Origin of the sequence: Caballeronia sp. J97, from assembly GCF_905220305.1 — a bacterium.
In the GTDB taxonomy this organism is placed as follows: Bacteria; Pseudomonadota; Gammaproteobacteria; order Burkholderiales; family Burkholderiaceae; genus Caballeronia.
Genome location: NZ_CAJMZL010000023.1, coordinates 79745 through 103061, shown reverse-complemented (window position 1 = coordinate 103061; position 23317 = coordinate 79745). Strand labels below are relative to the sequence as shown.

Genomic DNA, 23317 nt, shown 5'->3' with positions numbered 1-23317 from the left:
CGCGAAACCGGAATTTACGGGATATATCCGGCTCGCGCGCGGTCAATGCTTGATTCACGTCTTGCAAGAAAGAGGTCTGTCCGTCGCATGTCCCGTACTACCCGCTCTGTCACGACCGCGCTCGTCGTTTTGATTCTCGTCGCCGCGCTCGGTTTCATCTACGCGTCCCCTTACATCGTGCTGAACCGCGTGAAGCGCGCAGCCGATGCGCGCGACGCGCAGACCGTCAACCAATACGTCGATTTTCCGGCGCTGCGCGCGAGCCTGAAGGAACAGGTCGCGGCGCTGCTCACGCGCCGCGTGGATATCCAGAAGAGCGGCAACCCGCTCGCGATCATCGGTGCGATGATCGGCGCGGCGCTTGTCGGTCCCCTGGTGGATTCCTATGCGACACCGGACGGCGTTGCGGCGATTCTGAACGGCATTCCGCCGCGCGGCGATCCGGGAGAGCGTCCGCCACAGGCCGGCAATGGCTCGGCGGCGGGTCCGGCGAATGGGCCTGCCTCCGACGTCACGACCGCGCAGCAGCCGCCGCCGAAAGAGCCACCGCAAACCACGGCGGGTTATCGCGGCCTGAACACGTTCGTCGTCACGTATCAGCACGGCGCCGGCGATGCGCATTACTCCGCGATCTTCCACCGCGACGGGCTCGTGTCATGGAAGCTCGTCGCGGTCGATCTCAACGGGTGACGCGCGAGGCGTCCATGTTCACGCGCCGGCTTCGGCCTTGACCGGCTTCGCTGCGTGCGCCGCTTCGTCTTCGGCCTCGGCGGATTCGCCCGCCTGGCACACGGCCACCAGAATGCTGCACTTCACGCGATCGAGCAGCGGCGTATTGCCCGCGCCCATCCACCAGCGCGCGAGACCGCTGCGACAGCGATGTCCCACGACGACGAGATCGACCTGAAGGCTCTCCGCGAGCGCCGCGATCTCGTCGATCGGATGCCCGAACGCAAAGTGACCCTGCGCCTGAAGACCCCGCTCGCGCAGCCATTCGACGCCTTCCTGCAAGATATCGCGCGCGGCCTCTTCGAAGCGTCCGCATGCCATATCGGTTAGCAGTCCGGCGCTCTGCGCGATGCTCGAGCGCATATCCACCACCGCGAGCACGTGCGTCTCCGCATTCAGATCGAGCGCGAGATTCGCGCCCTGACGCAAGGCCTTACGGCCCTCTCTGGAGCCGTCGTAGCACAGCAGGATCTTTCGGTAGCTATCCATCGTGACCTCCCTGGCCAACTTGCCCTGCGCTCCGTTCGACGCGAGCCGAAGCGCGATTTACCCGCGGCGGTGCTTCATCATCGTGCGTCGTCCAATGAGTGACAACGCTGGAAAACGCTTACCGGCGCGAAGACGCTAGCTCGCACCGTGCCAGAACTCCGAACGCGCCGGCGGACAAGGCTCTGGCTCTTTCGGCCGGAACCGGTTCAGCGCCTTGCGCACGGATTTGACACGAACGCGCTGCGCGCGGTTGCACGCGAGGCGCTGCGTTGGTGCAATGGATTACACTAGCCCGCTGCACTTCCTCATGCGGCTTTCCTTGCGGCACGAATGCATGACTGATCAAACATTGCACCAAAGCACTTCACGAGCGGCCGATGAAACGTCCGCACCGGCCATCGAGTTCAGCGAAGTAAGGAAACACTACGGTGAGCGCACGGTCGTCGACGGCCTCTCGTTCGACGTGCGTCCCGGCGAATGCTTCGGACTGCTCGGACCGAACGGCGCGGGCAAGACGACGACGCTCAAGATGCTGCTCGGCATTACGTCGCCCGATAACGGCGCGATCCGTCTGGTCGGCGAGCCGGTGCCCGCGCGCGCCCGTTTCGCGCGCGAGCGCGTAGGCGTCGTGCCGCAGTTCGACAATCTCGATCCTGATTTCACCGTCCGCGAAAACCTGACCGTGTTCGGCCGCTACTTCGGTCTGACGGGCGCGCGCATGGATGCGCTCGTGCCGTCGCTGCTGGAATTCGCGCGGCTGGAGAGCAAGGCCGATGCGCGCGTCGGCGAATTGTCGGGCGGCATGAAGCGCCGTCTCACGCTCGCGCGCGCGCTCGTCAACGATCCCGATGTCCTCGTGATGGATGAACCGACCACCGGACTCGATCCGCAAGCGCGGCATCTGATCTGGGAGCGCCTGCGCTCGCTGCTCGCGCGCGGCAAGACGATTCTCCTGACGACGCACTTCATGGAGGAAGCCGAACGTCTATGCGATCGCCTGTGCGTGATCGAGGAAGGCCGCAAGATTGCCGAGGGACGGCCGCGCGATCTCATCGAATCGGTGATCGGATCGGACGTGATCGAGATCTACGGCACCGATCCCCAAGCGCTCGCGACGGAACTGGCGCCTTTCGTCGAGCGCATGGAAGTGAGCGGCGAGACGCTCTTCTGCTACGTCGACGATCCGCAGCCCGTGCATGCGCGCGTGAAGGGCCGTGCGGACGTGCGCTATCTGCATCGTCCGGCGAATCTCGAAGATGTTTTTCTGCGTCTCACGGGACGCGAGATGGTGGACTGAGTCAATGGATACGCTCGAACGCTCTCGCATCGACAAATCACGCGAGCCGAAGCGCGCGGAAAGCTTCACGCCGCTATCCAGCGCGCTGCCGGCCAACGCGACGCACTGGATGTCGGTATGGCGGCGCAACTATCTCGTCTGGAAGAAGCTCGCGATCGCCTCGATGATCGGCAATCTCGCCGACCCGATGATCTATCTCTTCGGTCTCGGCCTCGGTCTGGGCCTGATGGTCGGGCATGTCGACGGGGTGTCGTATATCGCGTTTCTCGCGGCGGGCACGGCGGCCTCGAGCGTGATGATGTCCGCGAGCTTCGAGTCGATGTATTCCGGCTTCTCGCGCATGCACGTGCAGCGCACCTGGGAAGCGATCATGCATACACCGCTCACGCTCGGCGATATCGTGCTCGGCGAGATCGTCTGGGCCGCGAGCAAGTCGGTGCTCTCGGGCGTCGCGATCATGATCGTCGCGGGCGCGCTCGGCTATGCGAGCTTTCCGTCGATGCTGATCGCGTTGCCCGTCATCGTGCTGACGGGGCTCGCGTTCGCGAGCACGGCGATGGTCATTACCGCGCTCGCGCCGAGCTACGATTTCTTCATGTTCTATCAGACGCTCGCGCTCACGCCGATGCTGCTGCTTTCCGGCGTGTTCTTTCCGATCGCCCAACTGCCCGCGGTCGCGCAGCACGTCACGCAGGTTCTGCCGCTGTATCACGCGGTCGAACTGATTCGCCCGGCGATGCTCGGCCGCCCGTTCGACGGCTACGCGCAGCACGTGCTCGTGCTGGTCGCGTATGCGGTCGTGCCGTTTTTCCTGTGCGCATGGCTTTTCAGGCGACGCATGATGAAATGAAAAACGGCGATGGAGCCGCGAAAGCCCATCGCCGTTGTCACGTCGTCGGTATAACAGCGCGCTACTTCGCGGGAAACTCGTGATGCCCGCCGAAGCCGAAGCGCATCGCGGACAGCATGCGCTCCGGAAACGACTCGGCATCGCGCGAGCGAAAGCGCGTATAAAGCGCCGCCGACAGCACTTGCGCCGGCACGGCCTCTTCGATCGCCGCCTCGATGGTCCAGCGCCCTTCGCCGCTGTCCGCCACTTCGGCCGAATAGCGGTCGAGCGAGCCGTCGCCCGCGAGCGCGCCCGCGGTCAGATCGAGCAGCCACGACGACACCACGCTGCCGCGACGCCACACTTCCGCGATATCGGCGAGTTCGAGCGAGTAGCGCTCGTTCTCGGGCAGCTCCGTCGAATCCTTGCGCTCGAGCACGTGAAAGCCCTCGGCGTACGCCTGCATCAATCCGTATTCGATGCCGTTGTGCACCATCTTCACGAAGTGCCCCGAACCGACCGGCCCGCAGTGCATGTAGCCATTCTCGACGCGCGGATCGCGTCCTTCGCGTCCCGGCGTCGCGGGAATGTCGCCGCGACCGGGGGCGAGCGTCGCGAGAATCGGATCGATCCGCCGCACGACCGGCTCTTCGCCGCCGATCATCATGCAGTAACCGCGCGTCAGTCCCCAGACGCCGCCCGACGTGCCGACATCCACGTAATGCATGCCCTGCTCGCGCAATTGCGCGGCGCGGCGGATATCGTCCTTGTAGAAGCTGTTGCCGCCGTCGATGATCACGTCGTCCGGGCCGAGGATCTTGCGCAGATCGTTGAGCGTATCCTCCGTGATCTTGCCCGCGGGCAGCATCAGCCAGACGACGCGCGGCGCGGCGAGCTTCGCGACGAGATCGCCCAGATCCTTCGCGCCCGTCGCGCCTTCGCTCGCGAGCGCCTCGGTCGCCTGCGGATTGTGGTCATACACGACGCACGTATGCCCGCCGCGCATCAGGCGCCGCCCGATGTTGCCGCCCATGCGCCCCAGTCCCACGATGCCGATCTGCATGGTGATTTACTCCTTCCCGTTGGATTTCACGCGTTCGATCTGCTTCTTCGCGGCGTCGTAGACCGCTTCGGGCGTGAAGCCGAACTTCGTCTTCAGCGCCTTCAATGGCGCGGATGCGCCGAACGTATGCATCACGATCTGCGATCCGAGACGGCCGACATAACGATCCCAGCCGAGCGTCGCGGCCTGCTCGACGCACACGCGCGCACACACGTCGGGCGGCAGCACCGAATCCTTGTACGCCTGATCCTGCTGTTCGAAGATGTCCCATGAAGGCATCGACACGACGCGCGCCGCGATGCCTTCGGCCGTCAGCTTCTCGAACGCCTCGATGCACAGCGACACCTCGCTGCCCGTCGCGAGCAGCAGCACTTCGGGCTTCTTGCCGCCCGGGGCATCGGCGAGCACGTAGGCGCCGTGCTTCACGCCGTCGGCCGATCCGTACTTCTTGCGATCGAAGGTCGGCAGCGGCTGGCGCGTGAGCACAATGCACGACGGCTCCTTCGAATGCGACAGCGCGACACGCCACACTTCGGCGACTTCGTTCGCATCGGCGGGACGCAGCGTGCAAAGGCCGGGCACGCCGCGCAAGGAGGCCAGTTGCTCGATCGGCTGATGCGTCGGGCCATCTTCTCCGACGCCGATCGAATCGTGCGTGAACACGTAGATCACCGGCACTTCCATGATCGCGGAGAGGCGGATCGGCGGCTTCATGTAGTCGCTGAAGATCAGGAAGGTCGATCCGTACGGACGCAGTCCGGACAGCGCGAGACCGTTGCACACCGCGCCCATGCCGTGCTCGCGAATGCCGAAATGCAGGTTGCGTCCGCCGTAGCTGTCGTGCTCGAAGCTGCCAGCGCCCTCGAACTTGAGATTCGTCTTGGTCGACGGCGACAGGTCCGCCGCACCCCCGATCAGCCAGGGAACGCGCGGCGCGATCGCGTTCAGCACCTTGCCGGACGAATCGCGCGTCGCGAGGCCTTTCGCGTCCGGCTCGAAGGTCGGAATGTCGGCGTCCCAGTTGTCGGGAAGCTTCGATTCGAGCATCTGCCAGGCTTCTTTCGCGAGTTCGGGATTGGCCTTCTCATAGGCGTCGAAGCGCTGCTTCCACTCGGCATGCTGCTTCTTGCCGCGCGCGCCCATGCCATCGGCGAAATGTTGCATCACGCCGTCGGGCACGTAGAACTGTTTGTCTTCGGGCCAGCCGTAGAACTTCTTCGCGAGCTTGACCTCTTCCTCGCCGAGCGCCTCGCCGTGCGCGCTCGCCGTGTTCTGCTTGTTCGGCGCGCCCCAGCCGATGATGCTTTTCACGACGATCAGCGTCGGCTTGTCCGTGTGCGATTTCGCCTTGTTGATGGCGGCTTCGAGCGCGGCTCCGTCGTTGGCGTCGTCGACGTGCAGCGTGTGCCAGTTGTAGCCGTGAAAGCGCGCTTCCACGTCGTCGCTGTAGGCGAGCTCCGTATGGCCTTCGATCGTGATGGTGTTGCTGTCGTAGATCCAGATGAGATTCGAAAGCTGCAGGTGCCCCGCGAGCGACGCCGCTTCGTGCGACACGCCTTCCATCATGTCGCCGTCGCCGCACAGCGCGTAGACGCGGTAATCGAAGATCTTGTCATTGCCCTTGTTGAAGCGGGTTTCCTTCCAGCGCGCGGCCATCGCCATGCCGACGCTGTTGCCGAGGCCCTGCCCGAGCGGCCCGGTGGTCGTCTCGACGCCGGTCGTCATGCGGTATTCCGGATGGCCCGGCGTCTTGCTGTCGAGCTGGCGAAACTGCTTGATGTCGTCGAGCGACACCGCGGGCTTGCCGGTCGGCTTGCCGTCCTCGTCGAATTCCTTCACGCCCGCCAGATGCAGCAGCGAGTACAACAGCATCGACGCATGGCCGACCGACAGGACGAAGCGGTCCCGATTCGGCCATAGCGGCGCGTCGGGATCGTAGCGAAGATGGTTCTGCCAGAGATGGAAGGCGACGGGCGCGAGCGCCATCGGCGTGCCGGGATGGCCGGAATTGGCCTTTTGCACGGCGTCCATCGAGAGGGTGCGGATGGTGTCGATCGTGAGACGATCGAGGTCTGTGGCCTGCGGTGTTGCTTGAGACATGAGCGACGACTCCTTTGCAAAGAGCGCGCTGTGGCGAAAGGCGCCGCAGCGGGCAACCAGGACCATCGAGCAAGTGTAGTGCCTTGCAGCCGGCACCGCACTGCGCGTGCTGCGAATGTTGCGAGGGGTGCGCCGCATGCGCCGGGCGAAAGACGCTCCACGCATAACGGCGGTATTACGAAAGGATGCCGATACTGTGCGACGGCCACATCCTTCGGGCAAGATTTTCAGGCGGCAGGCCGGCCCGCGCGAACGTCAATCGTGACACATTCGCGGCCAGCCCATCCGATTCTTCGACAAATCCCTGACCAGACAGGATATTTCAGGGCGCCGGATTCGGCTGGCGTTCGTGCAGCGCATCGATTTCGGCCAGAATTTCGTCCGACAGTTCGATGTTCACGCTCTCGATGTTCTCCTTCAGTTGCGGCATCGACGTCGCGCCGATCAGCGTGCTCGTCGTGAACGGCCGCGTGTTGACGAACGCGAGCGCGAGTTGCGTCGGCGTGAGTCCGTGGCGCTTCGCCAGTTCGACATAAGCCGTGATCGCCGCGACCGATTGCGGCTTGCTGTAACGCTGAAAGCGCTCGAACAGCGTGATGCGCGCGCCCGCCGGTCGCGCCCCGCCCTCGTACTTGCCCGACAGCCAGCCGAACGCGAGCGGCGAATACGCGAGCAGCCCGACGCCTTCCTTGTGCGTGAATTCGGACAGCCCGAGTTCATACGTGCGATTCACGAGGCTGTACGGATTCTGAATGCTGACGATCTTCGGCAGCCCCGCCTTCTCGGCCGCGCGCAGGAATTGCGCGACGCCCCACGGCGTTTCGTTCGATACGCCCACATGGCGGATCTTGCCCTCCTTCACGAGATCGGCGAGCGCGGCGAGCGTTTCCTCGATGGGCACCGTGTACTCGTCGTCGAGATACGGATAGTTCGGGCGGCCGAAGGTCATCGTGCTGCGGTCGGGCCAGTGCAACTGATACAGATCGACGTAATCGGTTTGCAGGCGCTTCAGGCTGCCGTCGATGGCTTCGTTCAGGTTCTTGCGATCGAACTGATTGCCCGCGCCACGGATATGCCGCGGATTGTGCGGCTGGCGCGCGGGTCCGGCGATCTTCGTCGCGAGCACGATGCCGGCGCGCTTCGCGGGGTTCTTCGCGAGCCACGTGCCGATGTAGGCCTCGGTGCGGCCCTGCGTCTCGGGGCGCGGCGGCACCGGGTACATTTCGGCGGCATCGATCAGGTTCACGCCGTGAGACAGCGCGTAGTCGATCTGCTCGTGCGCTTCGCTTTCGGTGTTCTGCTCGCCCCAGGTCATGGTGCCGAGCCCGATCAGGCTGACGTCGACACCCGAATCACCCAGTTTCCGAAACTTCATTGCTCATTCCTCTTGTTGGCGTGGTGTTTGCGCGCTGTCGGCACATCGTAGGCGCATTGTCGGACATGCTGCCTCGCTGGTTTTTGCGGCAATCGCAAAAACTACCATAGCCGCGAAAGGTCTGCTCTCGCGGCTAGAATGGCAGGCTTCCGACAAGTCATGCAGGAGCGTAAATCGATGCCGTCCGCAAGCGATCGCGAGAACAAGGGCTCGTCGCTCATCGTCATGCTCGTCGCGGCGACCTTCTTCATGGAGAACCTCGACGGCACGATCATCGCCACCGCCTTGCCGCAGATGGCGCGCTCCTTCAACGTGCATCCCGCCGACATGAGTCTCGGCATCACGGCTTATCTGCTCACGCTCGCCGTCTTCATCCCGATCTCCGGCTGGGCCGCCGACCGCTTCGGCTTGCGCACGGTGTTCGCGAGCGCGATCGCGGTGTTCACGGCGGCGTCCGTGCTGTGCGCGACGACCTCGACCCTGCCGGCCTTCGCCGCCGCGCGCGTGCTGCAGGGCATCGGCGGCGCGATGATGGTGCCGGTCGGACGCCTCGCCGTGCTGCGCGCGACGCCCAAGGAAGGCCTGATGCGCGCCATTGCGATCATCACGTGGCCCGGGCTCGTCGCGCCGGTGATCGGCCCGCCGCTCGGCGGCTTCATCACGACGTATTCGTCGTGGCGCTGGATCTTCTATCTCAACGTGCCGCTCGGTCTGATCGGCCTCGTGCTGACGCTGCGCTACATCGGCAACGAACGCGAGGACGCGACGCGGCGCTTCGACCTGGCCGGTTTCGCGCTCTGCGGCATCGCGTGCACGACCCTGCTGTACGCGATGGAACTGGTCGGCCGCAGCGACGCGGACTGGACCTTCGTCGGCGTGCTGGTCGCGGTGGGCCTGGTCGCGGGCTTCGTGTCGTGGCGGCATCTGCGGCGTGCGGCGCATCCGGTGGTGGATTTGTCGGCGCTGAAGGTGAAAACCTTCGCGGTAGCGATGGGCGGCGGGTCGCTCTTTCGCATCGCGATCAGCGCGGCGCCGTTCCTGTTGCCGCTGATGTTCCAGGTCGGCTTCGGCATGAACGCGTTCGATTCGGGCCTGCTCACGCTCGCGGTGTTCGCCGGCAATTTGTCGATGAAACTCGTGACCACGCCTGTGATGCGCCAGTTCGGCTTTCGGCCCGTGCTGATCGTCAATGGCGTGCTCGCCGCGCTCTCGCTCGCCGCGATGAGCCTGCTCACGCCGTCGACGCCGACACTCGTGATCGTCGTCGTGCTGTTCGCGAGCGGCTTGTCGCGCTCGTTGCAGTTCACGGCGCTCAACACGCTCAGCTTCGCGGATGTGCCGAAAGCGCAGATGAGCGGCGCGTCGGCGCTATCGAGCACGCTCTTTCAGATGACGATGGGCATCGGCGTGGCGGTCGGCGCGATTGCGCTGCGCATCGGCGAATGGTTCCACGGCCACGATGCGCATTCCATCGGACCGGAGGATTTCGGCGTCGCGTTTCTGATCGTCGCGTTCGTCGGACTCATCGGCGTGCTCGATCTGTTCGGGCTCGCGAGAGATGCCGGCGCGCTCGTGTCGGGGCATCGGAAGCCGAAGGCGTGAAGGTTTTATGACGCGAGGGCTCAAGCCTTCGCGCCGGGTGCCGTAATCCGCGATATGAACTCGCACACGCTCGACGCCCTCGCCGCCCTGACCGAAACGGTCGCCGTCATCCGCCACGCGCGCGGCCTGAAAAATCCCCACGATTTCCCCGAAGGCACACTCGAGCGACAGGTTGCCGCCGACGCCTTCGCCGACGATTTCCTGCGCGCGCTCGACGCCGAGCCGATCATCGGCGCATGGTGGCCCATCTGATCGACGCGCCGCGTCATTTCACGGTCTCGTCGGCAAGGTCGCGGCGTCGATCGCCCTGATCCGCGTCAGTCGATTTCCCGAATCGACGTCTTCTGAGTCAAGTCTTGCTATTTGCGAAACGTTTGCGCGCGGCTATCAAGTCGCGCCCGCGCGCGCCGACAACTCGCATATCGCCATGACTCAATCAGGAGATGCCAGTGAAGTGGGCAGCGTCACTTTTTGCCATCGCCGTCGCCGTCGCCGTGACCGGCTGCGCGCCGATGCCCGCGGCCAGCACGGCCCAAGCCGACAAGCCATCCGCGGCGGCCGAGATCATCCGCTTCGAGATTCCCGCCGATGCGCTCGGCGCGCGCGACCCGCAGCTCACCGCGATTCTCGCGAAAGCGGGCGCGCTCGCGGCTGCCCAAAAGCAGCCGACGACCATTCTCGTCACCGCGCTCGCGCAGGACTTTCCGTATCTCAATCAGGCGATCTGGAAAGGCGTCCCCGCCCGGCATACGGTCAGGCTCAGTCTTGAAAACCTGACCGCCGGCGCGCGCCAGCCGTACAGCGTGTCCATCAAACCGATGGTGGGAGGTTGACCCGATGCGCCAGATGCCGATCCTGATCCTTGCAGCCGGAATATCGATTCCCTCGGCGAGCGCCATCGCCGGCCCACTCGACGTGAGCGCGCCCGCGTCCGTGCAAACGCTCGCGGCGCTGGGCCCGGTCGCCCAGAAGGTCTACCCGCCGTTGCCCACGCTCGCCATGCTGCCGCCGGCGGCCAGCGACGAAGACGACGCGCCCGCCAGGCCCGCCGGCAAGAAAGGCAAAAAAGCGCGCCGCGTCGTCGATTGCAAATGCAACGGACCGGAGCCGCGCCTCGTCGTGTCCGACGAATCGCGCATCTACATGAAGGACGTCGAGCGCCGCATCGACATCGCGCTCGCGCCGTAAGCGGCGCGCGTTCCATTCCCGAAGGAGGCACGCTCCATGTTCCGTCCGATTTACGCGGCCCTCGCCGTCTGCGTGCTGGCGAGCGCATCGCTTGCGCCGCGCGGCGCTCACGCCGACGACTGTTTCGAACAGGCCGGCGCCTATCAGGGCGTCAATCCGCTCGTGCTGCGCGCGGTCGCCTGGCGCGAATCGAAAGGCGATGCCGCCGCGATCAATCGCAACGCCAACGGCTCGATCGATATCGGCCAGTTGCAGATCAATTCGATCCACTTCTCCGACCTCGCGCGCCAGGGCATCCCGCATCGCGCGCTCGCCGATCCGTGCGTCAACGTGTTCGTCGCCGCGTGGCTTTTGAAGCAGAAGATGGTGAAGTACGGCAACACGTGGCGCGCGATCGGCGCGTATCACTCGGAATCGCCCAAATATCGCGATGCCTACGCGCGCAGCATCCAGCAGATCCTCGTCGGTTGGGGCGAGCTGCAGCCCACGATGCGCTGAGCGCGCCCCGCCGCCGGCTCAGAGCGGGTTCAGAGCTGGCTCATGCCGCCGTCGATCACGATTTCCGTGCCGACGATGAAGCCCGATTCCGGCGACGCCAGATGCAGCACCGTCGCCGCCACTTCGCTCGACTTGCCGAAGCGGCCGAGCGGAATCTGACTCTGGAGTTGCGCGGCGGCTTCGTCGACAAGGCCGAGCTTGCCGTGCAGCGGCGTCGAGACCGGACCGGGACTCACGACGTTCACGCGCGCGCCGCGCGGCAGCAATTCCGCCGATAGCGTCTTCGCGAGCGACACCAGCGCCGCCTTGCTCGCCGCATAGACCGACGACATCGGCATGCCGATGTGCGCGTTGATCGAACCGTTCAGCACGATCGATGCGCCGTCGTTCAGCAACGGCACGAGCGACTGAATCTGAAAATACGGCCCCTTCACATTGATCGCGAAAGTTTCGTCCCACGCTTTCTCGTCGATATCCGTGAACGGCGCGAAGGTGCCCACGCCCGCATTGACGAAGATCGCATCGAGCCGGATGTTCGCATCGGCGAGCGCTTGCGCGAGTTCGCGCGCCGCGCCGACCGTGCCCGCCACATTGCGCAGCGCGATGGCCTTCTCGCCGAGCGTTGCGCGCGCCGTCGCGAGCGCGCTTTCGTCGCGGCCCGTGATGACGACCCGCGCGCCTTCCGCCGCGAATGCCTGCGCCGCCGCGAGACCGATGCCGCTGTTGCCGCCGGTAACCAGAACTGTCTTGCCTTCGAAGCGATTCATGACGTTCTCCTTGTGAACGTTGATCAGTGTGAAGTCATTGTGGACGGACGCGCACCGCTTGCCGTACGACGAGGTTGCCGCACTCGTTCGATATCATCGAACATGTTTTCCCTGCGTGCCTTGGCCCACACTTGCGCCTTGAACCGGACGCGATCGGCTCCTAGAGTTACGCAGTCCTTTCCGGCGTGCTTACAGCTACATCATTTCGTCGTACCTTCGACAGGAGGCGAATCATGCAAGACGCGCAAGGCGGCACGAACGCGCCGGCCAGTCCGGAGCGCCTGCTCCAGATGGGGATGGCGTTCTGGGCAGCGAAGGCGTTGCTGTCGGCGGTCGAACTCGGCGTGTTCACGCAACTGGCGTCCGGTCCGCGAAACGCAGACGAACTCGCGCAGGCACTGGAACTGCATCCGCGCGGCGCGCTGGATTTTCTCGATACGCTCGTCGCGCTGAACGTGCTCAGCCGCGAAGACGGCCGATACGCGAACGCGAGCGATGCCGATCTCTTCCTCGACCGGAACAAGCCTTCGTATGTGGGCGGTTTGCTGGAAATGGCGAACGCGCGGCTCTATCCGTTCTGGGGATCGCTCACCGAGGCGCTGCGCACCGGTTTGCCGCAAAACGAATCGAAGCACGGCGGCGACATCTTCGAGACGCTCTATAGCGACCCGGCGCGTCTGCGCGGCTTTCTTCAGGCGATGAGCGGCGTGAGCATGGGCGCGGCGCAGGCGATCGCACGGCAGTTTCCGTGGAGCGAGTACCGCACATTCATCGATATCGGCGCGGCGCAGGGCGCGCTTCCGGTGCAGGTGGCGCTCGCGCATCCGCATCTGGCGGGCGGCGGCTTCGATCTGCCGGTAGTCGGGCCGGTCTTCGACGAGTACGTCGCCGCGAATGGCCTGCAGGACCGGCTGCGGTTTCATCCGGGCGATTTCTTCAGGGACCCGTGCCCGTCGGCGGACGTGCTCGTGATGGGTCACATCCTGCACGACTGGGACCTGCCGCAGAAGCTGGAACTGCTCGCGAAATGTCACGCGGCGCTGCCGCCGGGCGGAGCCCTGATCGTGTACGACGCGATCATCGACGACGATCGACGACAGAATGCCTTCGGCCTTCTGATGAGCCTGAACATGCTGATCGAAACGCCCGGAGGCTTCGACTACACCGGCGCGCAATGTTGTGCGTGGATGAAGGAAGCCGGATTCGCGACGGCTCGCGTCGAGCCTCTCGTCGGGCCGGATTCCATGGTGATCGCGACGAAGTGAAAGGCGTCTCTCCGGCCTCTCGTCAGCGGTCGTTGGACATTCCCTTCAGGCGGTCGTTGCCTGCGTCGCGGGCGGCGTCGGCGGTGGAGAAGTTTTCTTCGGAAACCAGCGCGCGCTTGACCTCGCGCGCCGCAAAATCGACCAGCGTGATGACCCAGACGAAGCCGCCCGCCTGTTCCGCGGTCTGCACGAATGCGCGCAGATCGCTTTCGTTCGACGATGCCATACCGACCTCCTCGTTCATGTTGATGCGCCCTGCCGGTGCCGCGGGACGCGTATCCACCGGCGATGCGATGCGTCGGCTGAACGGGCGCTAACGGGCGGCAGCCGGCCGCCGTGATCAGGCTTCGAAATCGAGACCGCCGAAGAGCACCATCGGTTCCGCCTGCGTGCGCGTCGCGAGATCGACATCGCGCGCGCCCTGCCAGGCATCGAGCTTGGCGCCGATCGCGTCGAGGTATCGCAGGAATCGGGCCTCGCCGCCGGGCGCCATCAGCCGCTCGATCTCTTCGTCGTCCCAGGTCAGGAATACATTCAGCGGACACGGATACCCGCGCCGATGTTCATCGCCCTCCCATGGTGCCGGACCGGCGCTGACGTGCAGACGCGTCGGCACGGCCGGACTGTCATACGGGAGGATTTCGACACGCACGCCATGATCGACGACGCGCGTCACGCGTTCGACAATGCGCGGCATGAATTCGCTCTCGAACCGGAGCGCCCGTTCTCGATTCAACACTCGTCTCCGTGAGCGCTCCGCGGCGCGTTCAGACGGCCGGCAAATCTTCGAGCGATTTCTCGATCTGACCGTCCTGCACGCGCGCCTCGATGCCGATGTGCCCGTTCGTATAGGGCAGCGCGCTGACTTTCGGACCGAGGAATGGGCGCCCGCCGAGCGTAAAGAGCGTGCGGACTTCTTTGCCGCTCTTGATGGCGTCCACGACTTGCTGGACATCCACGATGGTGGTGGGCGCGGCCCAGCCGTTCGTGGCCGGATCGAAACTGCCCCAGCGCACGCTGGTCACGCGGTCGTTGACCCAGCGCACACCGTCGATCGCCAAAGTAGCCATGTCTGCCTCCAATGTCGTCGTTGGGGGGTGGTTTGGAAATCCTAGCATGGCGGGACGAAGGCGGTCGACGTTTGCGCGGGGCGAAATGATCGGCCGGCACGAATATTCTGCCGCGCTGCGGTAAAATCTCGGATTCCCCTTGAAATTCAAGCGGTTCGCACGAAAGCGCGGCCGCCGTCGCCCATGTCAGCCGTATCGAAGATCAGCCCGCGCCGCGTTTCCGTTGCACCGATGATGGATTGGACCGACCGCCACTGCCGTTCCCTGCACCGGCTCGTGTCTCGTCATACGTGGCTCTACACGGAAATGGTGACGACGGGCGCGCTGCTTCACGGCGATGTCGCGCGGCATCTCGCATTCACGCCGGCAGAGGCGCCCGTCGCGCTGCAGCTCGGCGGCAGCGAGCCGGCCGATCTCGCAAAAAGCGCGAAGCTCGGCGAGCAATGGGGCTACGACGAGATCAACCTGAATTGCGGCTGCCCTTCCGAGCGCGTGCAGCGCGGCGCATTCGGCGCCTGCCTGATGAAGGAGCCGCGGCTCGTCGCGGATTGCGTGAAAGCGATGCGCGACGCGGTGTCGATTCCGGTGACGGTCAAGCATCGCATCGGCGTCGATGCGGTCGAGGACTACGAGTTCGTGCGCGATTTCGTCGGCACGATCGCCGATGCGGGCTGCGAAGTGTTCATCGTGCACGCGCGTAACGCGATCCTCAAAGGTCTGAGCCCGAAGGAGAATCGTGAGATTCCGCCGCTCAAGTACGAGTACGCGTATCGCTTGAAGCGCGATTTTCCGCATCTGGAGATCTCGATCAACGGCGGCATCAAGACCCTGGATGAAGTCGAGGAACATCTGAAGCATATCGATGGCGTGATGCTCGGCCGCGAGGCTTATCACAATCCTTATGTGCTCGCGGACGTCGACACGCGCTTCTACGGCGCGCATGCGCCGGCTCCTTCGCGCGAGGACATCGAGGCGGGACTCATCGACTACGCGCGCAACGAACTGGCGCGCGGCACGTATCTCGGCTCGGTGACCCGGCATGCGCTCGGGTTGTATCGCGGCGTTGCCGGCGCGCGCGGATGGCGTCGTGTGTTGTCCGACAATCGCCGTCTTGCGAAAGGCGATCTCACGATTTTCGACGAAGCGCGCAGCCATCTTCGCGAGGCCGTGGAAACGATCGAGTCCTGATGCGCGTGCGGCGGAAAAAGATGCTCAAAGGGACTAGGCAAGCGCAATCATTGTTCGTATAATCTCGCTTCTTGATTGCTGCAGCGGTTCTGAAGCAGTCAGGATCGCGGTAACAGTGGTGGCTGTAGCTCAGTTGGTAGAGTCCAGGATTGTGATTCCTGTCGTCGTGGGTTCGAGTCCCATCAGCCACCCCACCGAGAATTCATGCAAAAAGCCCGGTCGAATGACTGGGCTTTTTGCTTTCTACGTCCGCCTCGGGCACGCGTCGTGCGCGTCGAAAGTCCCCCTTCGCGGAGACCAACCATGCCCCGACATCGCCTCGCGATCGCCGCCCTCCTCTTCGTTTCGTCATTCGCGACATACGCCCAGACCGCGCGCCCGGACGACAACGCGTCGATGGTCAAGCCACCGGGCGCGGCGGCCGCGAGCGCCACGCGTCCCGACAATCCCGACAACATGCCGGTGAAGCGACCGAATCCGCCGCAAAACAGCGATCGCATGCTGCATCACAGCCCGGCGAGCGACGCGACCGCAAAATAACCCGCGACGGCCTCGCACCCGACTTGGAAGCGCGCGCGACGCCACTATAATGGCGCTCGTCCCGATAATCGGAGAGAACCGCGCCTCAAGGCTCCAAGCGGTCTAGCCAATGCAAAAAGTCATTCTGCCGTTCGTTTCTGGTTTTCTCGCCGCGCTCTTCTTTCGCGAATCGACCCTGGCGCTGCTGCACGCGGCCGGTCTAGTCGATCCGGCCGGCTTCTCCACCGCTCCGTTCATTCCGCTCGGCATCCCCGAATTCATCGCCAATGCGCTGTGGAGTTCGATCTTCGGCGTGCTGATGGCGTGGCTACTGCGCGTCGCACCCGATCGCACCGCGCCGTGGATCGGCGCACTCGTATTCGGCGGCATCGTGCTGACGGCCGTGGGCGTGTTCGTCATCGATCCGGCACGCGGCATCTGGCCGAGCGGCAACATGCTGCCGCGCCTCGCGCCGAGCTTCATCGCCAATGCGATCTGGGGCTGGGGCGCGCTCGTGTTCATGCGCGCGTTCATGGCCGGCAGCGAGCCGCGCTGACCCGCCACCGACAGCAAAGCGGCCCGCGCGGGCCGCTCGCGTTGCGGCATCAGTCCTTCAAGAGCCGCAGCGGATGCGCCGCGGGCGTCCACGCGCTCTCGAACATGCGATCCACCTCGGCGGCGTTCACGTCCTCGGCGCGCGCGATCCTCCAGCGCGGCTCGTTGTCCTTGTCGACGATGCGCGCGCGAATGCCCTCCAGCACATCGCCACGCTCGAACATCGTGCGCGTGAGATCGAGGTCGCGGCGCAGCGTCTCGGCCATCGTCGAGAACTTCGCGCGGTCGACTTGCTGCAGCGCTACATCGACGGACAGCGGCGAGCGCTCGCGCAACTCCGCCGCCGTGCGCTTCGCCCAGTCGTTGCCGATGTCCGCCTCGCGCTCCAGCGACGCAAGAATCGACGCGCCGTTGCCCGCCGCGAAATGCTTGTCGATCATCGTGCGCGCAGCGGCGAGCTCGCCCTTTTCGGGAATCGGCGCGACCTTGTACTTCGTCGTCTCGTTCTGCACGAAGCGCACGATCTCCACGCCATCGAGAAAGCGCTGGTGCCTCAGCGATTCGATGAGACCGGGCAGCGCGCCGTCGTCGAGATAAGCGTCCGCCATGCGGGCGTAGAGCGCGTCGGCCGCGGTGAGGCTCGCGCCCGTCGCCGCGAGATAACGGCCGATCGCGCCCGGCGCGCGCGCGAGAAACCAGCTCACGCCGACATCGGGAAAGAGACCGATGCGCGTCTCGGGCATCGCCATTCTGGTCGACTGCGTGACGATGCGCAGGCCGCCGGTGTGATGCGCGCCCTGCGAAATGCCCAGGCCACCGCCCATCACGACGCCGTTCACGACCGCGACATAGGGTTTCGGAAACGTGAAGATCGCGTGGTTGAGCTTGTATTCGTCGGTGAAAAATGCGTCGACCGCGGCGCGATCGCCCGCCTGCGCGGACTCGTAGAGGAAGCGGATGTCGCCGCCCGCGCAGAACGCGCGCACGTGCGGGCTATAGACGACGACAGTGCGGATCGCCTGATCGTGGCGCCACGCGCGCAAGGCCTCGCTGATCGCGCGCAGCATCGGCGGAGTCAACGCGTTGAGTGCCTTCGGACGATCGAGCGCAATGAAGCCGATGCCGTTGGCGGTGTCGATACGGATGTCTTCGGTGGTCATCGTGTTGAGGTGTCGGGTCGATTCGCTGAGCTGAATCGAGGTTCGGTTCGGTTGGCCGGCGCGAACCACGCATCGAGCGACAACTCGACGAGCGTCGCGGCCGGCGTCTCGGGCAACGCCGCGCCATTCAGTTTCAGCGCGACGATGCCATGCAGATTCGCCCACAGTCCTTCCGCGCACGCGACCGGCGCGGCGCGTGCCGGCAGCCGGTCGGCCGCGCGCAACTCGACGAACGCGTCCGCGATCAGCGAAAGCGTCGCCGCGCCGGGTTCCGCCTCGTGAGCGCCGCCGTTGCGAGGAACATCGGCGCCTGCCTCGGCGGAACCTGCGGGCTCCATGAACATCAGCCGATACGTCTCGGGCTCGGCCAGCCCGAATTCGACATAGGCGCGCCCCATCGCGTTCAGGCGCGCAGCGGGGTCCGCGATCGACGTGTGCGCGAGGAACGCGTCACGCAGACTCGCATGCCCTTCCACGCGCAACGCCCGCGCGATATCGCCACGGCTCTTGAAATGAAGATAGAGGGCCGCGGGCGAATAGTCGATCGCCTCGGCCAGTTTTCTCATCGAGAGCGAGGCGAACCCTTCGCGCCTCACGATTTCGCGTGACACTTCGAGTATGCGCTCGCGCAGCGCCTGGCGCTGCTCGCGTCTTTGCTCGGTGCGCCGCTCTTGCGGACCCATGCGAGGCATTGTCGGCACCGCCTCTTTCGAAGTCAAATCGCGGCGCGCCCGCGCGCGCTCAAATGATCATCTTGCCGTCGTCGTCCCGGCGCGACGCCGCCCGATAGAGCGGCTCGTCCGAGTCCCCAAGCAGGACCGACGCGAACACGATGCACAGCGCAAGAATCAGCACACCAACGGCTGCCCAGATGAGCCATAGCGCATTGGACTCGACAAGTGAGTGAAGAAAGGATTGAAGCATGACGACCCCGCGCGATTTTTATATTTGCTTGCTCAACCAAAGCGCATGGCGTTGAGCAAATAATGTGCCGAGCGAATCGCATCGCGTGCGGCGAATACAGCGATGGTACTCCGTTGCGCGATCCCGCGAAAGGATGCGCGGCGTATCCGGTGCCGATTAGCGAGACGGCGCGATGGAGGTCTTACATCGCGCCGTGTAAGAGCGGACGGTCAGCGGTTCACACCGTTACGCGTCCCGGCGGAAAGTGCCCGCTTTTCAGGAGCACTGGCATGCCGTTGGTCACGCGCAGATGCTCCCGCGCGACCGCTTCGATGCGCGGGCGGGCCGCATCGAATGCGTCGATCCAGCCGGCGCTGTCGTAACTCTGTGCGCCGAAATGGTCTTCCAGCGCTTCGACCGAAATGGCGCACGGCACGCGCCGGCCATCGACGAGCGCGGCGAACTCGACGGTGAGGTTCGAGTCGCGGTAATCGGGCGCGTCCGGAAGGAATCGAATATTCATGATTGTCTCGTTGCTGATGCGGCGGGGCCGGTCGATCAATGCATCGGCCGGAACCTACGCGAAGACGTTCAGGCGCTCCATCGCTGCGTTCCGTGCGAGCCCGTTTGCAATGCAGCGCCGCAAACGATCGCACGAATCGATTCGGCAGCTATGGTACTCGCGCTCGCGCCGCGCGGTCCAGCGTCGTGCCGCTCATCGGTCGCTTATGCGGCTTACGCGGTGAGCACGGCTTCGTCGACATCCACGACGAGCAGCGAGCTCGCCAAAGGATCGGCATAGTTGAAGTCGAGCAGCCGGCTCATTTCGCGCACGCGCTCGCAAACGCGTTGACGCGCGTCGTGCGACAGATGCGGATAGTCACGCAGCACTTGCGCGTCGAAGCGATAGTGCACGCCCCAAGCGATATTGCCGGGATGATTCGCGACGCCGCTCGTGCGCCAGCTCACGAAGAGCGCGGGCGTCGCCTCCAGACCCACTTCCGCGACGTCCGCGCCGCTGGGGAAAAGATCGATCAGGCAATTGGCGACGTCGTACAGCACGGTGTGTCGCAGATGAACGGGACGCATCACGTCGATTGCAGCAGGCGGTCGATGTACTCGCGCGCCGCCTGCTCCACGTGCGCGAGCGCCTCGCCTTCGGTCGCGAAGCGCCGCTCGGGCCCGAGATCGACGAGCGCTTCAAAGCGATGGACGTCGTCGGGGCCGCCGCGCGCGAGGCTCACCGAGCCGACATAGATCGGTGCGACGCCGTCGTTTTCGCCGTGCGTCTGCACGAGCCGCGCCGAAGCGCTGATGTAATACCCTCGATACGGCCCCGTGACTCTTTCCGCCATGGTTTTTGCCTCCCTTGATTCTGCCGGGCGAGTGTGCCGATACGCTTCTATGCCCGACAGGCAATTCCAACCGAAATTCCAGACGGTTAAGGCGCGCGATCCGGAAAATAGTTCATCGGCAAGTCGCAGCGGTGCGTGCCCGCCATCTGCTCTTCATTCGCAAGCATCGCGCCCGCGCGAATGCCGCTAACAACCGCTTACGTGTCGCGTAAGGCGCGTGTGGGACAATGCACATCTCAAAAAAACGCCCTGCCGCGGATTCGCGGCTTGCGGCGCGCATCGCAATTCGCTCACACGAGGTAAAGATGAAGGAACCCGGTCGGCGCATGCGCCGTATCTCCGCACGCGTCGCACATGGCGGCGCTGTCTCGCGCTTCTCGTGGCTACGCGCCACGACGCTCGGCGCGGCTGTGATTGCGAGCGCGATGCTCGGCGCATGTGCATCGTCGAACGAGGCATCGCTCATCAACCTTCCCGATGGACAGACCGGCTACGCCGTCAACTGCAGCGGCGCGGATGCCGGATCGAGCTGGGCGAGCTGCTACGTGCTCGCCGGCAAGAAATGCGGCGCGACGGGTTACGACATCGTGTCGAAGGACAACGAGGAAGGTGGCCCGACCGGCGGCGGCATCAGCAACGTGGTCTCCGCGAACGTCAAGAACCGCTCGATGATCGTGCGCTGCAAGTAAGCGCGTGTCAGTGCGCGCTCATTTTCGAGAATGCGTTGAGCACCACCACGCCCGCGACGATGAGGCCCATGCCGAACATCGCGGGCAGATCGGGTATCTGCTTGAAGAGCAGCGCCGCGACGAGCGTGATGAGCACGATGCCCGCGCCCGACCACACGGCATACACGACGCCGACGGGCAGCGCGCGCAAGGTCAGCGAGAGCAGATAGAACGACACGCCGTATCCGGCCACGACGATGGCCGCGGGCAGCGCGCGCGTGAAGCCATCGGAGGCGCGCAACGCGGACGTCGCGACGACCTCGGCGACGATGGCAATGGCGAGGAGCACATAAGCGGTTGAGCGCATCGGCGTCGAGTCTCTCCTGAACGTGTGCGTCGTCGATTGGCTCAGTCGCGCCCGAGCGACAGGTCGCCGAAATTCTCGCCGAGCACTGCGCATAGCGCTTCGACCACCAGTTGATGATCGTCGCGCTGTGGCAGACCCGACACCGCGACCGAGCCGATCACGCCCGCGCCTTGCACGCGCAGGGGAAACGCGCCACCGTGCGTCGCGAATTCTTTGGGATCGAGCGTGTACTTCTCGGCGAGGGTCGTGCCGGCCTGCTGGAGCGTGAGGCCGATAGCGTATGAGCTGCGACGGAAATGTTCGACGGTGCGCGACTTGCGCTCGACCCAGCGCGCGTTATCGGGCGTGGTGCCTTCGAGCGCGACATGGAAGAGCTTGTGTCCGAACGTGCGCACATCGATGACGACGGCCGCGTCGCGCGCGAGCGCCATCTCGCGCAACTGCGAACCGATCTGCCACGCGTGTTCGGCGTGAAATTGCGGAAACACGAGCGTGTGTTCCTGACGCGCGATAGCCTGCAGAGCGTGTGGAATGTCCATGAGCGAGCGACTCCTTTGTAGGCGGGGAATGGCCTTGCGATTTTGACATGCGCATGTGAGGCCGCGATGTGCGCGTTGGCCATGAAACGGTTCAATTGCGACTTCGCGTTTCTCACATCGACGATATGCGCGCTGAAAAGCAAAAAGCCCGGCTTGACCGGGCTTTTCTGCGTGATTCTTGACGGCACTGAACTCGCACTGCACTTAATGGTTGCGGGGGTAGGATTTGAACCTACGACCTTCGGGTTATGAGCCCGACGAGCTGCCAGACTGCTCCACCCCGCGTCCGTCGAAGAAAAGATTATAAGTCATCGCCCACTTTGTCGCAACACCCTATTCGCTCGAACCGAAGAAAAGAGAAGAAACGAAGCATCGATGCTGCGTCGAACCGTCTCGCTGCGACGCGAAGAGCGCGCTGACGCGCGTGGCATAATCCTTCGTTCATCATCGGCCTTGTATCGAAAACGGATCGAGCGCGGCATGCATCACTTGCGTCGGGGCATTATCGGAAAGATCGGCGGGTTCGTTGCGATATGCGCGATCCTGCTGCTTTCGTTCGCGCCCGTTGCATCGCAGGCGTTCGAGCATGCGCGCATCGAATCGCTGCTCGCTGCCGTGTGCGCATCCGATACGCAAGCATCGCCCGAAGCGCATCACCCGCGGCACGACGCGGCCGATCACCTGCAGGCGTGCGCTTATTGCGATCTCATCGCACACGCGCCCACGCCGCCCACATCGCTCGATCGGGCATTCTCCGCGCTTGGGCCGCGCGAAGTTTTCATCGCGGCCACATTCGCCGATGCGCCTCGCCGCGCGTGGCTCGGCGCCGCGCAACCGCGCGCCCCGCCCGCCTTCGCCTGATCGGCATCCGCACCCGGAGACTCGACGCCTCGCATGACGCGAGATGAAGTCTTCCATTCGCCCACGGCAAGCATCGTTCGAAGCGTTGGCCGCTTCGAGCACGCAAGGACACATCATGCTTTCATCATCGTTCATGCGCGGCGCGCTCGCGCTGGCGTTCATCGGCTCCGCGCAACTCGCGCTCGCACACGCGTTGCCGAAGCTGCAACAACCCGGCCCCGGCGCAACGGTCGACGCGCCGCACGAAGTTGCCATCGAGTTCGGCGAAGCGCTCGAACCGACGTTCAGCAAGCTCATCGTCACCAATGCGCAGGGCACGCAGGTCAACACCGCCAAATCCACGGTCGATGACGGCGACAAGAAGCACATGAGCGTCGCGCTTCCCGCTCTCGCGCCGGGCGTCTACAAGGTGCAATGGACGGCGGTCGCGGCCGACGGGCATCGCACGCAAGGTCACTACAACTTCACCGTCAAGTGAGGACACAATGAAAAAAATCGCTCTACTCGTGGGCGCGCTCGCCTGCGCATCGTTCGCGCAGGCCGCGACGCTCGAAGCCCGCGATTGCTGGGTTCGCGCGATGCCGCCGAATCTGCCTTCATCGGGCTACTTCACCGTCGCGAACAACGGCGACAAGCCCGCGACACTCACGGCCGCGAATACGCCCGCGTTCGGCATGACGATGATGCACAAGTCGGAAAGCAAGAACGGCACGGCCACGATGTCGCCGGTCGATTCCGTCGACGTTCCCGCGCACGGCACGCTGAGCTTCGCGCCGAAGGGCTATCACCTGATGCTGGAAGAACCGGCCACGCCGCTCAAGGTCGGCTCGACGATTCCCCTCATCCTTTCGTTCGCGGACAAGTCCACGCTCAACGTGAACTGCGAGTTGAAGTCGGCGGCGACGGTCGGCCACTGAACGCGAGCGTCTC

The 23317-nt window shown here is 64.6% G+C and carries 32 protein-coding genes and 2 tRNA genes; 17 read left to right on the top strand and 17 right to left on the bottom strand.

Going from position 1 to position 23317, the window contains the following annotated elements; all coding sequences use genetic code 11:
- Positions 1 to 87: 87 nt before the first annotated feature.
- On the top strand, positions 88 to 690 hold the full coding sequence (locus U4Y90_RS25355) for a DUF2939 domain-containing protein (RefSeq protein ID WP_321798692.1): 603 nt from the start codon (positions 88 to 90) through the stop codon (positions 688 to 690).
- Positions 691 to 708: 18 nt separating this feature from the next.
- On the opposite strand, the gene U4Y90_RS25350 is transcribed toward U4Y90_RS25355, so the two are convergent.
- Positions 709 to 1218 (bottom strand): universal stress protein, encoded by a 510-nt coding sequence (locus tag U4Y90_RS25350; RefSeq protein WP_321798687.1) that lies wholly within the window; start codon positions 1216 to 1218, stop codon positions 709 to 711.
- Positions 1219 to 1552: 334 nt separating this feature from the next.
- On the opposite strand from U4Y90_RS25350, the gene nodI reads away from it, so the two are divergent.
- Together nodI and U4Y90_RS25340 are read left to right on the top strand one after the other, a co-directional pair.
- Positions 1553 to 2515 carry a nodulation factor ABC transporter ATP-binding protein NodI gene (nodI, locus tag U4Y90_RS25345; protein WP_321798685.1) on the top strand — a complete coding sequence of 321 codons (963 nt, stop codon included), beginning with the start codon at positions 1553 to 1555 and terminating at the stop codon, positions 2513 to 2515.
- A gap of 4 nt (positions 2516 to 2519) precedes the next feature.
- Positions 2520 to 3365, top strand: coding sequence for an ABC transporter permease (locus tag U4Y90_RS25340; RefSeq protein ID WP_321798683.1), 846 nt, complete (start codon positions 2520 to 2522; stop codon positions 3363 to 3365).
- Between the two features lie 61 nt (positions 3366 to 3426).
- On the opposite strand, the gene gnd is transcribed toward U4Y90_RS25340, so the two are convergent.
- The 3 genes from gnd to U4Y90_RS25325 form a co-directional block, all read right to left on the bottom strand.
- Positions 3427 to 4407, bottom strand: a complete 981-nt coding sequence (gene gnd, locus U4Y90_RS25335; RefSeq protein WP_321798682.1) for a phosphogluconate dehydrogenase (NAD(+)-dependent, decarboxylating) — start codon at positions 4405 to 4407, stop codon at positions 3427 to 3429.
- A 6-nt stretch (positions 4408 to 4413) separates the two neighbouring features.
- Complete coding sequence (gene tkt / locus U4Y90_RS25330) at positions 4414 to 6507, bottom strand: transketolase (protein WP_321798680.1); 2094 nt, start codon at positions 6505 to 6507, stop codon at positions 4414 to 4416.
- 322 nt (positions 6508 to 6829) lie between these two features.
- Positions 6830 to 7882, bottom strand: coding sequence for an NADP(H)-dependent aldo-keto reductase (locus tag U4Y90_RS25325; protein ID WP_321798678.1), 1053 nt, complete (start codon positions 7880 to 7882; stop codon positions 6830 to 6832).
- A 177-nt stretch (positions 7883 to 8059) separates the two neighbouring features.
- Between U4Y90_RS25325 and U4Y90_RS25320 the strand changes: the two genes are divergently transcribed.
- The 5 genes from U4Y90_RS25320 (at position 8060) to U4Y90_RS25300 (ending at position 11170) form a co-directional block, all read left to right on the top strand.
- Positions 8060 to 9484: an MFS transporter gene (locus U4Y90_RS25320; RefSeq protein WP_321798676.1), complete on the top strand. Its 1425-nt coding sequence runs from the start codon at positions 8060 to 8062 to the stop codon at positions 9482 to 9484.
- A gap of 54 nt (positions 9485 to 9538) precedes the next feature.
- On the top strand, positions 9539 to 9736 hold the full coding sequence (locus U4Y90_RS25315) for a hypothetical protein (RefSeq protein WP_321798674.1): 198 nt from the start codon (positions 9539 to 9541) through the stop codon (positions 9734 to 9736).
- A gap of 191 nt (positions 9737 to 9927) precedes the next feature.
- A complete protein-coding gene (locus tag U4Y90_RS25310; RefSeq protein ID WP_321798672.1) occupies positions 9928 to 10317 on the top strand; it encodes a hypothetical protein in 390 nt (129 codons plus the stop codon).
- A gap of 4 nt (positions 10318 to 10321) precedes the next feature.
- Positions 10322 to 10672, top strand: coding sequence for a hypothetical protein (locus tag U4Y90_RS25305; RefSeq protein ID WP_321798670.1), 351 nt, complete (start codon positions 10322 to 10324; stop codon positions 10670 to 10672).
- A gap of 36 nt (positions 10673 to 10708) precedes the next feature.
- The gene (locus U4Y90_RS25300) at positions 10709 to 11170 is read left to right on the top strand and encodes a lytic transglycosylase domain-containing protein (RefSeq protein ID WP_321798668.1); all 462 of its coding nucleotides are present in this window, start codon (positions 10709 to 10711) and stop codon (positions 11168 to 11170) included.
- Between the two features lie 29 nt (positions 11171 to 11199).
- Here the strand turns inward: U4Y90_RS25300 and U4Y90_RS25295 are convergent, their stop codons facing one another.
- Positions 11200 to 11937, bottom strand: a complete 738-nt coding sequence (locus U4Y90_RS25295) for an SDR family oxidoreductase (RefSeq protein WP_321798666.1) — start codon at positions 11935 to 11937, stop codon at positions 11200 to 11202.
- 233 nt (positions 11938 to 12170) lie between these two features.
- Between U4Y90_RS25295 and U4Y90_RS25290 the strand changes: the two genes are divergently transcribed.
- Positions 12171 to 13202 (top strand): methyltransferase, encoded by a 1032-nt coding sequence (locus U4Y90_RS25290; RefSeq protein WP_321798664.1) that lies wholly within the window; start codon positions 12171 to 12173, stop codon positions 13200 to 13202.
- Between the two features lie 22 nt (positions 13203 to 13224).
- On the opposite strand, the gene U4Y90_RS25285 is transcribed toward U4Y90_RS25290, so the two are convergent.
- The 3 genes from U4Y90_RS25285 to U4Y90_RS25275 all read right to left on the bottom strand — a co-directional run bounded on the left by U4Y90_RS25285 (position 13225) and on the right by U4Y90_RS25275 (position 14272).
- Positions 13225 to 13428 carry a hypothetical protein gene (locus U4Y90_RS25285; RefSeq protein WP_321798719.1) on the bottom strand — a complete coding sequence of 68 codons (204 nt, stop codon included), beginning with the start codon at positions 13426 to 13428 and terminating at the stop codon, positions 13225 to 13227.
- Between the two features lie 114 nt (positions 13429 to 13542).
- Complete coding sequence (locus U4Y90_RS25280; protein WP_321798662.1) at positions 13543 to 13938, bottom strand: DUF5594 family protein; 396 nt, start codon at positions 13936 to 13938, stop codon at positions 13543 to 13545.
- A gap of 31 nt (positions 13939 to 13969) precedes the next feature.
- Positions 13970 to 14272: a hypothetical protein gene (locus U4Y90_RS25275; protein WP_321798660.1), complete on the bottom strand. Its 303-nt coding sequence runs from the start codon at positions 14270 to 14272 to the stop codon at positions 13970 to 13972.
- A 183-nt stretch (positions 14273 to 14455) separates the two neighbouring features.
- On the opposite strand from U4Y90_RS25275, the gene dusA reads away from it, so the two are divergent.
- The 4 genes from dusA (at position 14456) to U4Y90_RS25255 (ending at position 16535) form a co-directional block, all read left to right on the top strand.
- Positions 14456 to 15460, top strand: coding sequence for a tRNA dihydrouridine(20/20a) synthase DusA (gene dusA / locus U4Y90_RS25270; protein ID WP_321798658.1), 1005 nt, complete (start codon positions 14456 to 14458; stop codon positions 15458 to 15460).
- A 118-nt stretch (positions 15461 to 15578) separates the two neighbouring features.
- Positions 15579 to 15654 (top strand) — tRNA-His (locus U4Y90_RS25265).
- A gap of 109 nt (positions 15655 to 15763) precedes the next feature.
- Complete coding sequence (locus tag U4Y90_RS25260) at positions 15764 to 16000, top strand: hypothetical protein (protein WP_321798656.1); 237 nt, start codon at positions 15764 to 15766, stop codon at positions 15998 to 16000.
- A gap of 109 nt (positions 16001 to 16109) precedes the next feature.
- Positions 16110 to 16535, top strand: coding sequence for a hypothetical protein (locus U4Y90_RS25255; protein ID WP_321798654.1), 426 nt, complete (start codon positions 16110 to 16112; stop codon positions 16533 to 16535).
- 49 nt (positions 16536 to 16584) lie between these two features.
- Here U4Y90_RS25255 and U4Y90_RS25250 read toward each other — a convergent pair whose 3' ends face one another.
- From U4Y90_RS25250 to U4Y90_RS25225, 6 genes are all read right to left on the bottom strand, one after another.
- Positions 16585 to 17694: an enoyl-CoA hydratase/isomerase family protein gene (locus tag U4Y90_RS25250; RefSeq protein ID WP_321798652.1), complete on the bottom strand. Its 1110-nt coding sequence runs from the start codon at positions 17692 to 17694 to the stop codon at positions 16585 to 16587.
- Positions 17691 to 18386 (bottom strand): TetR/AcrR family transcriptional regulator, encoded by a 696-nt coding sequence (locus tag U4Y90_RS25245; protein WP_321798717.1) that lies wholly within the window; start codon positions 18384 to 18386, stop codon positions 17691 to 17693. The genes U4Y90_RS25250 and U4Y90_RS25245 overlap by 4 nt, the downstream gene beginning before the upstream one ends.
- Positions 18387 to 18435: 49 nt before the next feature.
- Entirely contained in the window at positions 18436 to 18618 is a 183-nt protein-coding gene (locus U4Y90_RS25240; RefSeq protein WP_321798650.1) for a hypothetical protein, read from the bottom strand.
- Positions 18619 to 18835: 217 nt separating this feature from the next.
- The gene (locus U4Y90_RS25235; RefSeq protein WP_321798648.1) at positions 18836 to 19120 is read right to left on the bottom strand and encodes a DUF1488 domain-containing protein; all 285 of its coding nucleotides are present in this window, start codon (positions 19118 to 19120) and stop codon (positions 18836 to 18838) included.
- A 212-nt stretch (positions 19121 to 19332) separates the two neighbouring features.
- Positions 19333 to 19686, bottom strand: coding sequence for a hypothetical protein (locus tag U4Y90_RS25230; protein ID WP_321798716.1), 354 nt, complete (start codon positions 19684 to 19686; stop codon positions 19333 to 19335).
- On the bottom strand, positions 19686 to 19952 hold the full coding sequence (locus U4Y90_RS25225) for a hypothetical protein (RefSeq protein WP_321798646.1): 267 nt from the start codon (positions 19950 to 19952) through the stop codon (positions 19686 to 19688). The genes U4Y90_RS25230 and U4Y90_RS25225 overlap by 1 nt, the downstream gene beginning before the upstream one ends.
- Before the next feature lie 305 nt (positions 19953 to 20257).
- Here U4Y90_RS25225 and U4Y90_RS25220 point away from each other — a divergent pair, with 305 nt between their 5' ends.
- Positions 20258 to 20641 carry a hypothetical protein gene (locus U4Y90_RS25220; protein ID WP_321798644.1) on the top strand — a complete coding sequence of 128 codons (384 nt, stop codon included), beginning with the start codon at positions 20258 to 20260 and terminating at the stop codon, positions 20639 to 20641.
- Positions 20642 to 20648: 7 nt separating this feature from the next.
- Here U4Y90_RS25220 and U4Y90_RS25215 read toward each other — a convergent pair whose 3' ends face one another.
- The 3 genes from U4Y90_RS25215 to U4Y90_RS25205 all read right to left on the bottom strand — a co-directional run bounded on the left by U4Y90_RS25215 (position 20649) and on the right by U4Y90_RS25205 (position 21811).
- Complete coding sequence (locus U4Y90_RS25215; protein ID WP_321798642.1) at positions 20649 to 20987, bottom strand: DMT family transporter; 339 nt, start codon at positions 20985 to 20987, stop codon at positions 20649 to 20651.
- Between the two features lie 41 nt (positions 20988 to 21028).
- Positions 21029 to 21526 carry a heme-degrading domain-containing protein gene (locus tag U4Y90_RS25210; protein WP_321798640.1) on the bottom strand — a complete coding sequence of 166 codons (498 nt, stop codon included), beginning with the start codon at positions 21524 to 21526 and terminating at the stop codon, positions 21029 to 21031.
- Between the two features lie 208 nt (positions 21527 to 21734).
- Positions 21735 to 21811: transfer RNA gene (locus U4Y90_RS25205), tRNA-Met, on the bottom strand.
- Positions 21812 to 22006: 195 nt separating this feature from the next.
- On the opposite strand from U4Y90_RS25205, the gene U4Y90_RS25200 reads away from it, so the two are divergent.
- The 3 genes from U4Y90_RS25200 to U4Y90_RS25190 all read left to right on the top strand — a co-directional run bounded on the left by U4Y90_RS25200 (position 22007) and on the right by U4Y90_RS25190 (position 23304).
- On the top strand, positions 22007 to 22387 hold the full coding sequence (locus tag U4Y90_RS25200) for a DUF2946 domain-containing protein (protein WP_321798638.1): 381 nt from the start codon (positions 22007 to 22009) through the stop codon (positions 22385 to 22387).
- A 115-nt stretch (positions 22388 to 22502) separates the two neighbouring features.
- Entirely contained in the window at positions 22503 to 22865 is a 363-nt protein-coding gene (locus U4Y90_RS25195; RefSeq protein WP_321798636.1) for a copper resistance protein CopC, read from the top strand.
- A gap of 7 nt (positions 22866 to 22872) precedes the next feature.
- On the top strand, positions 22873 to 23304 hold the full coding sequence (locus U4Y90_RS25190) for a copper chaperone PCu(A)C (RefSeq protein ID WP_321798634.1): 432 nt from the start codon (positions 22873 to 22875) through the stop codon (positions 23302 to 23304).
- The last annotated feature ends 13 nt before the right edge of the window (positions 23305 to 23317 follow it).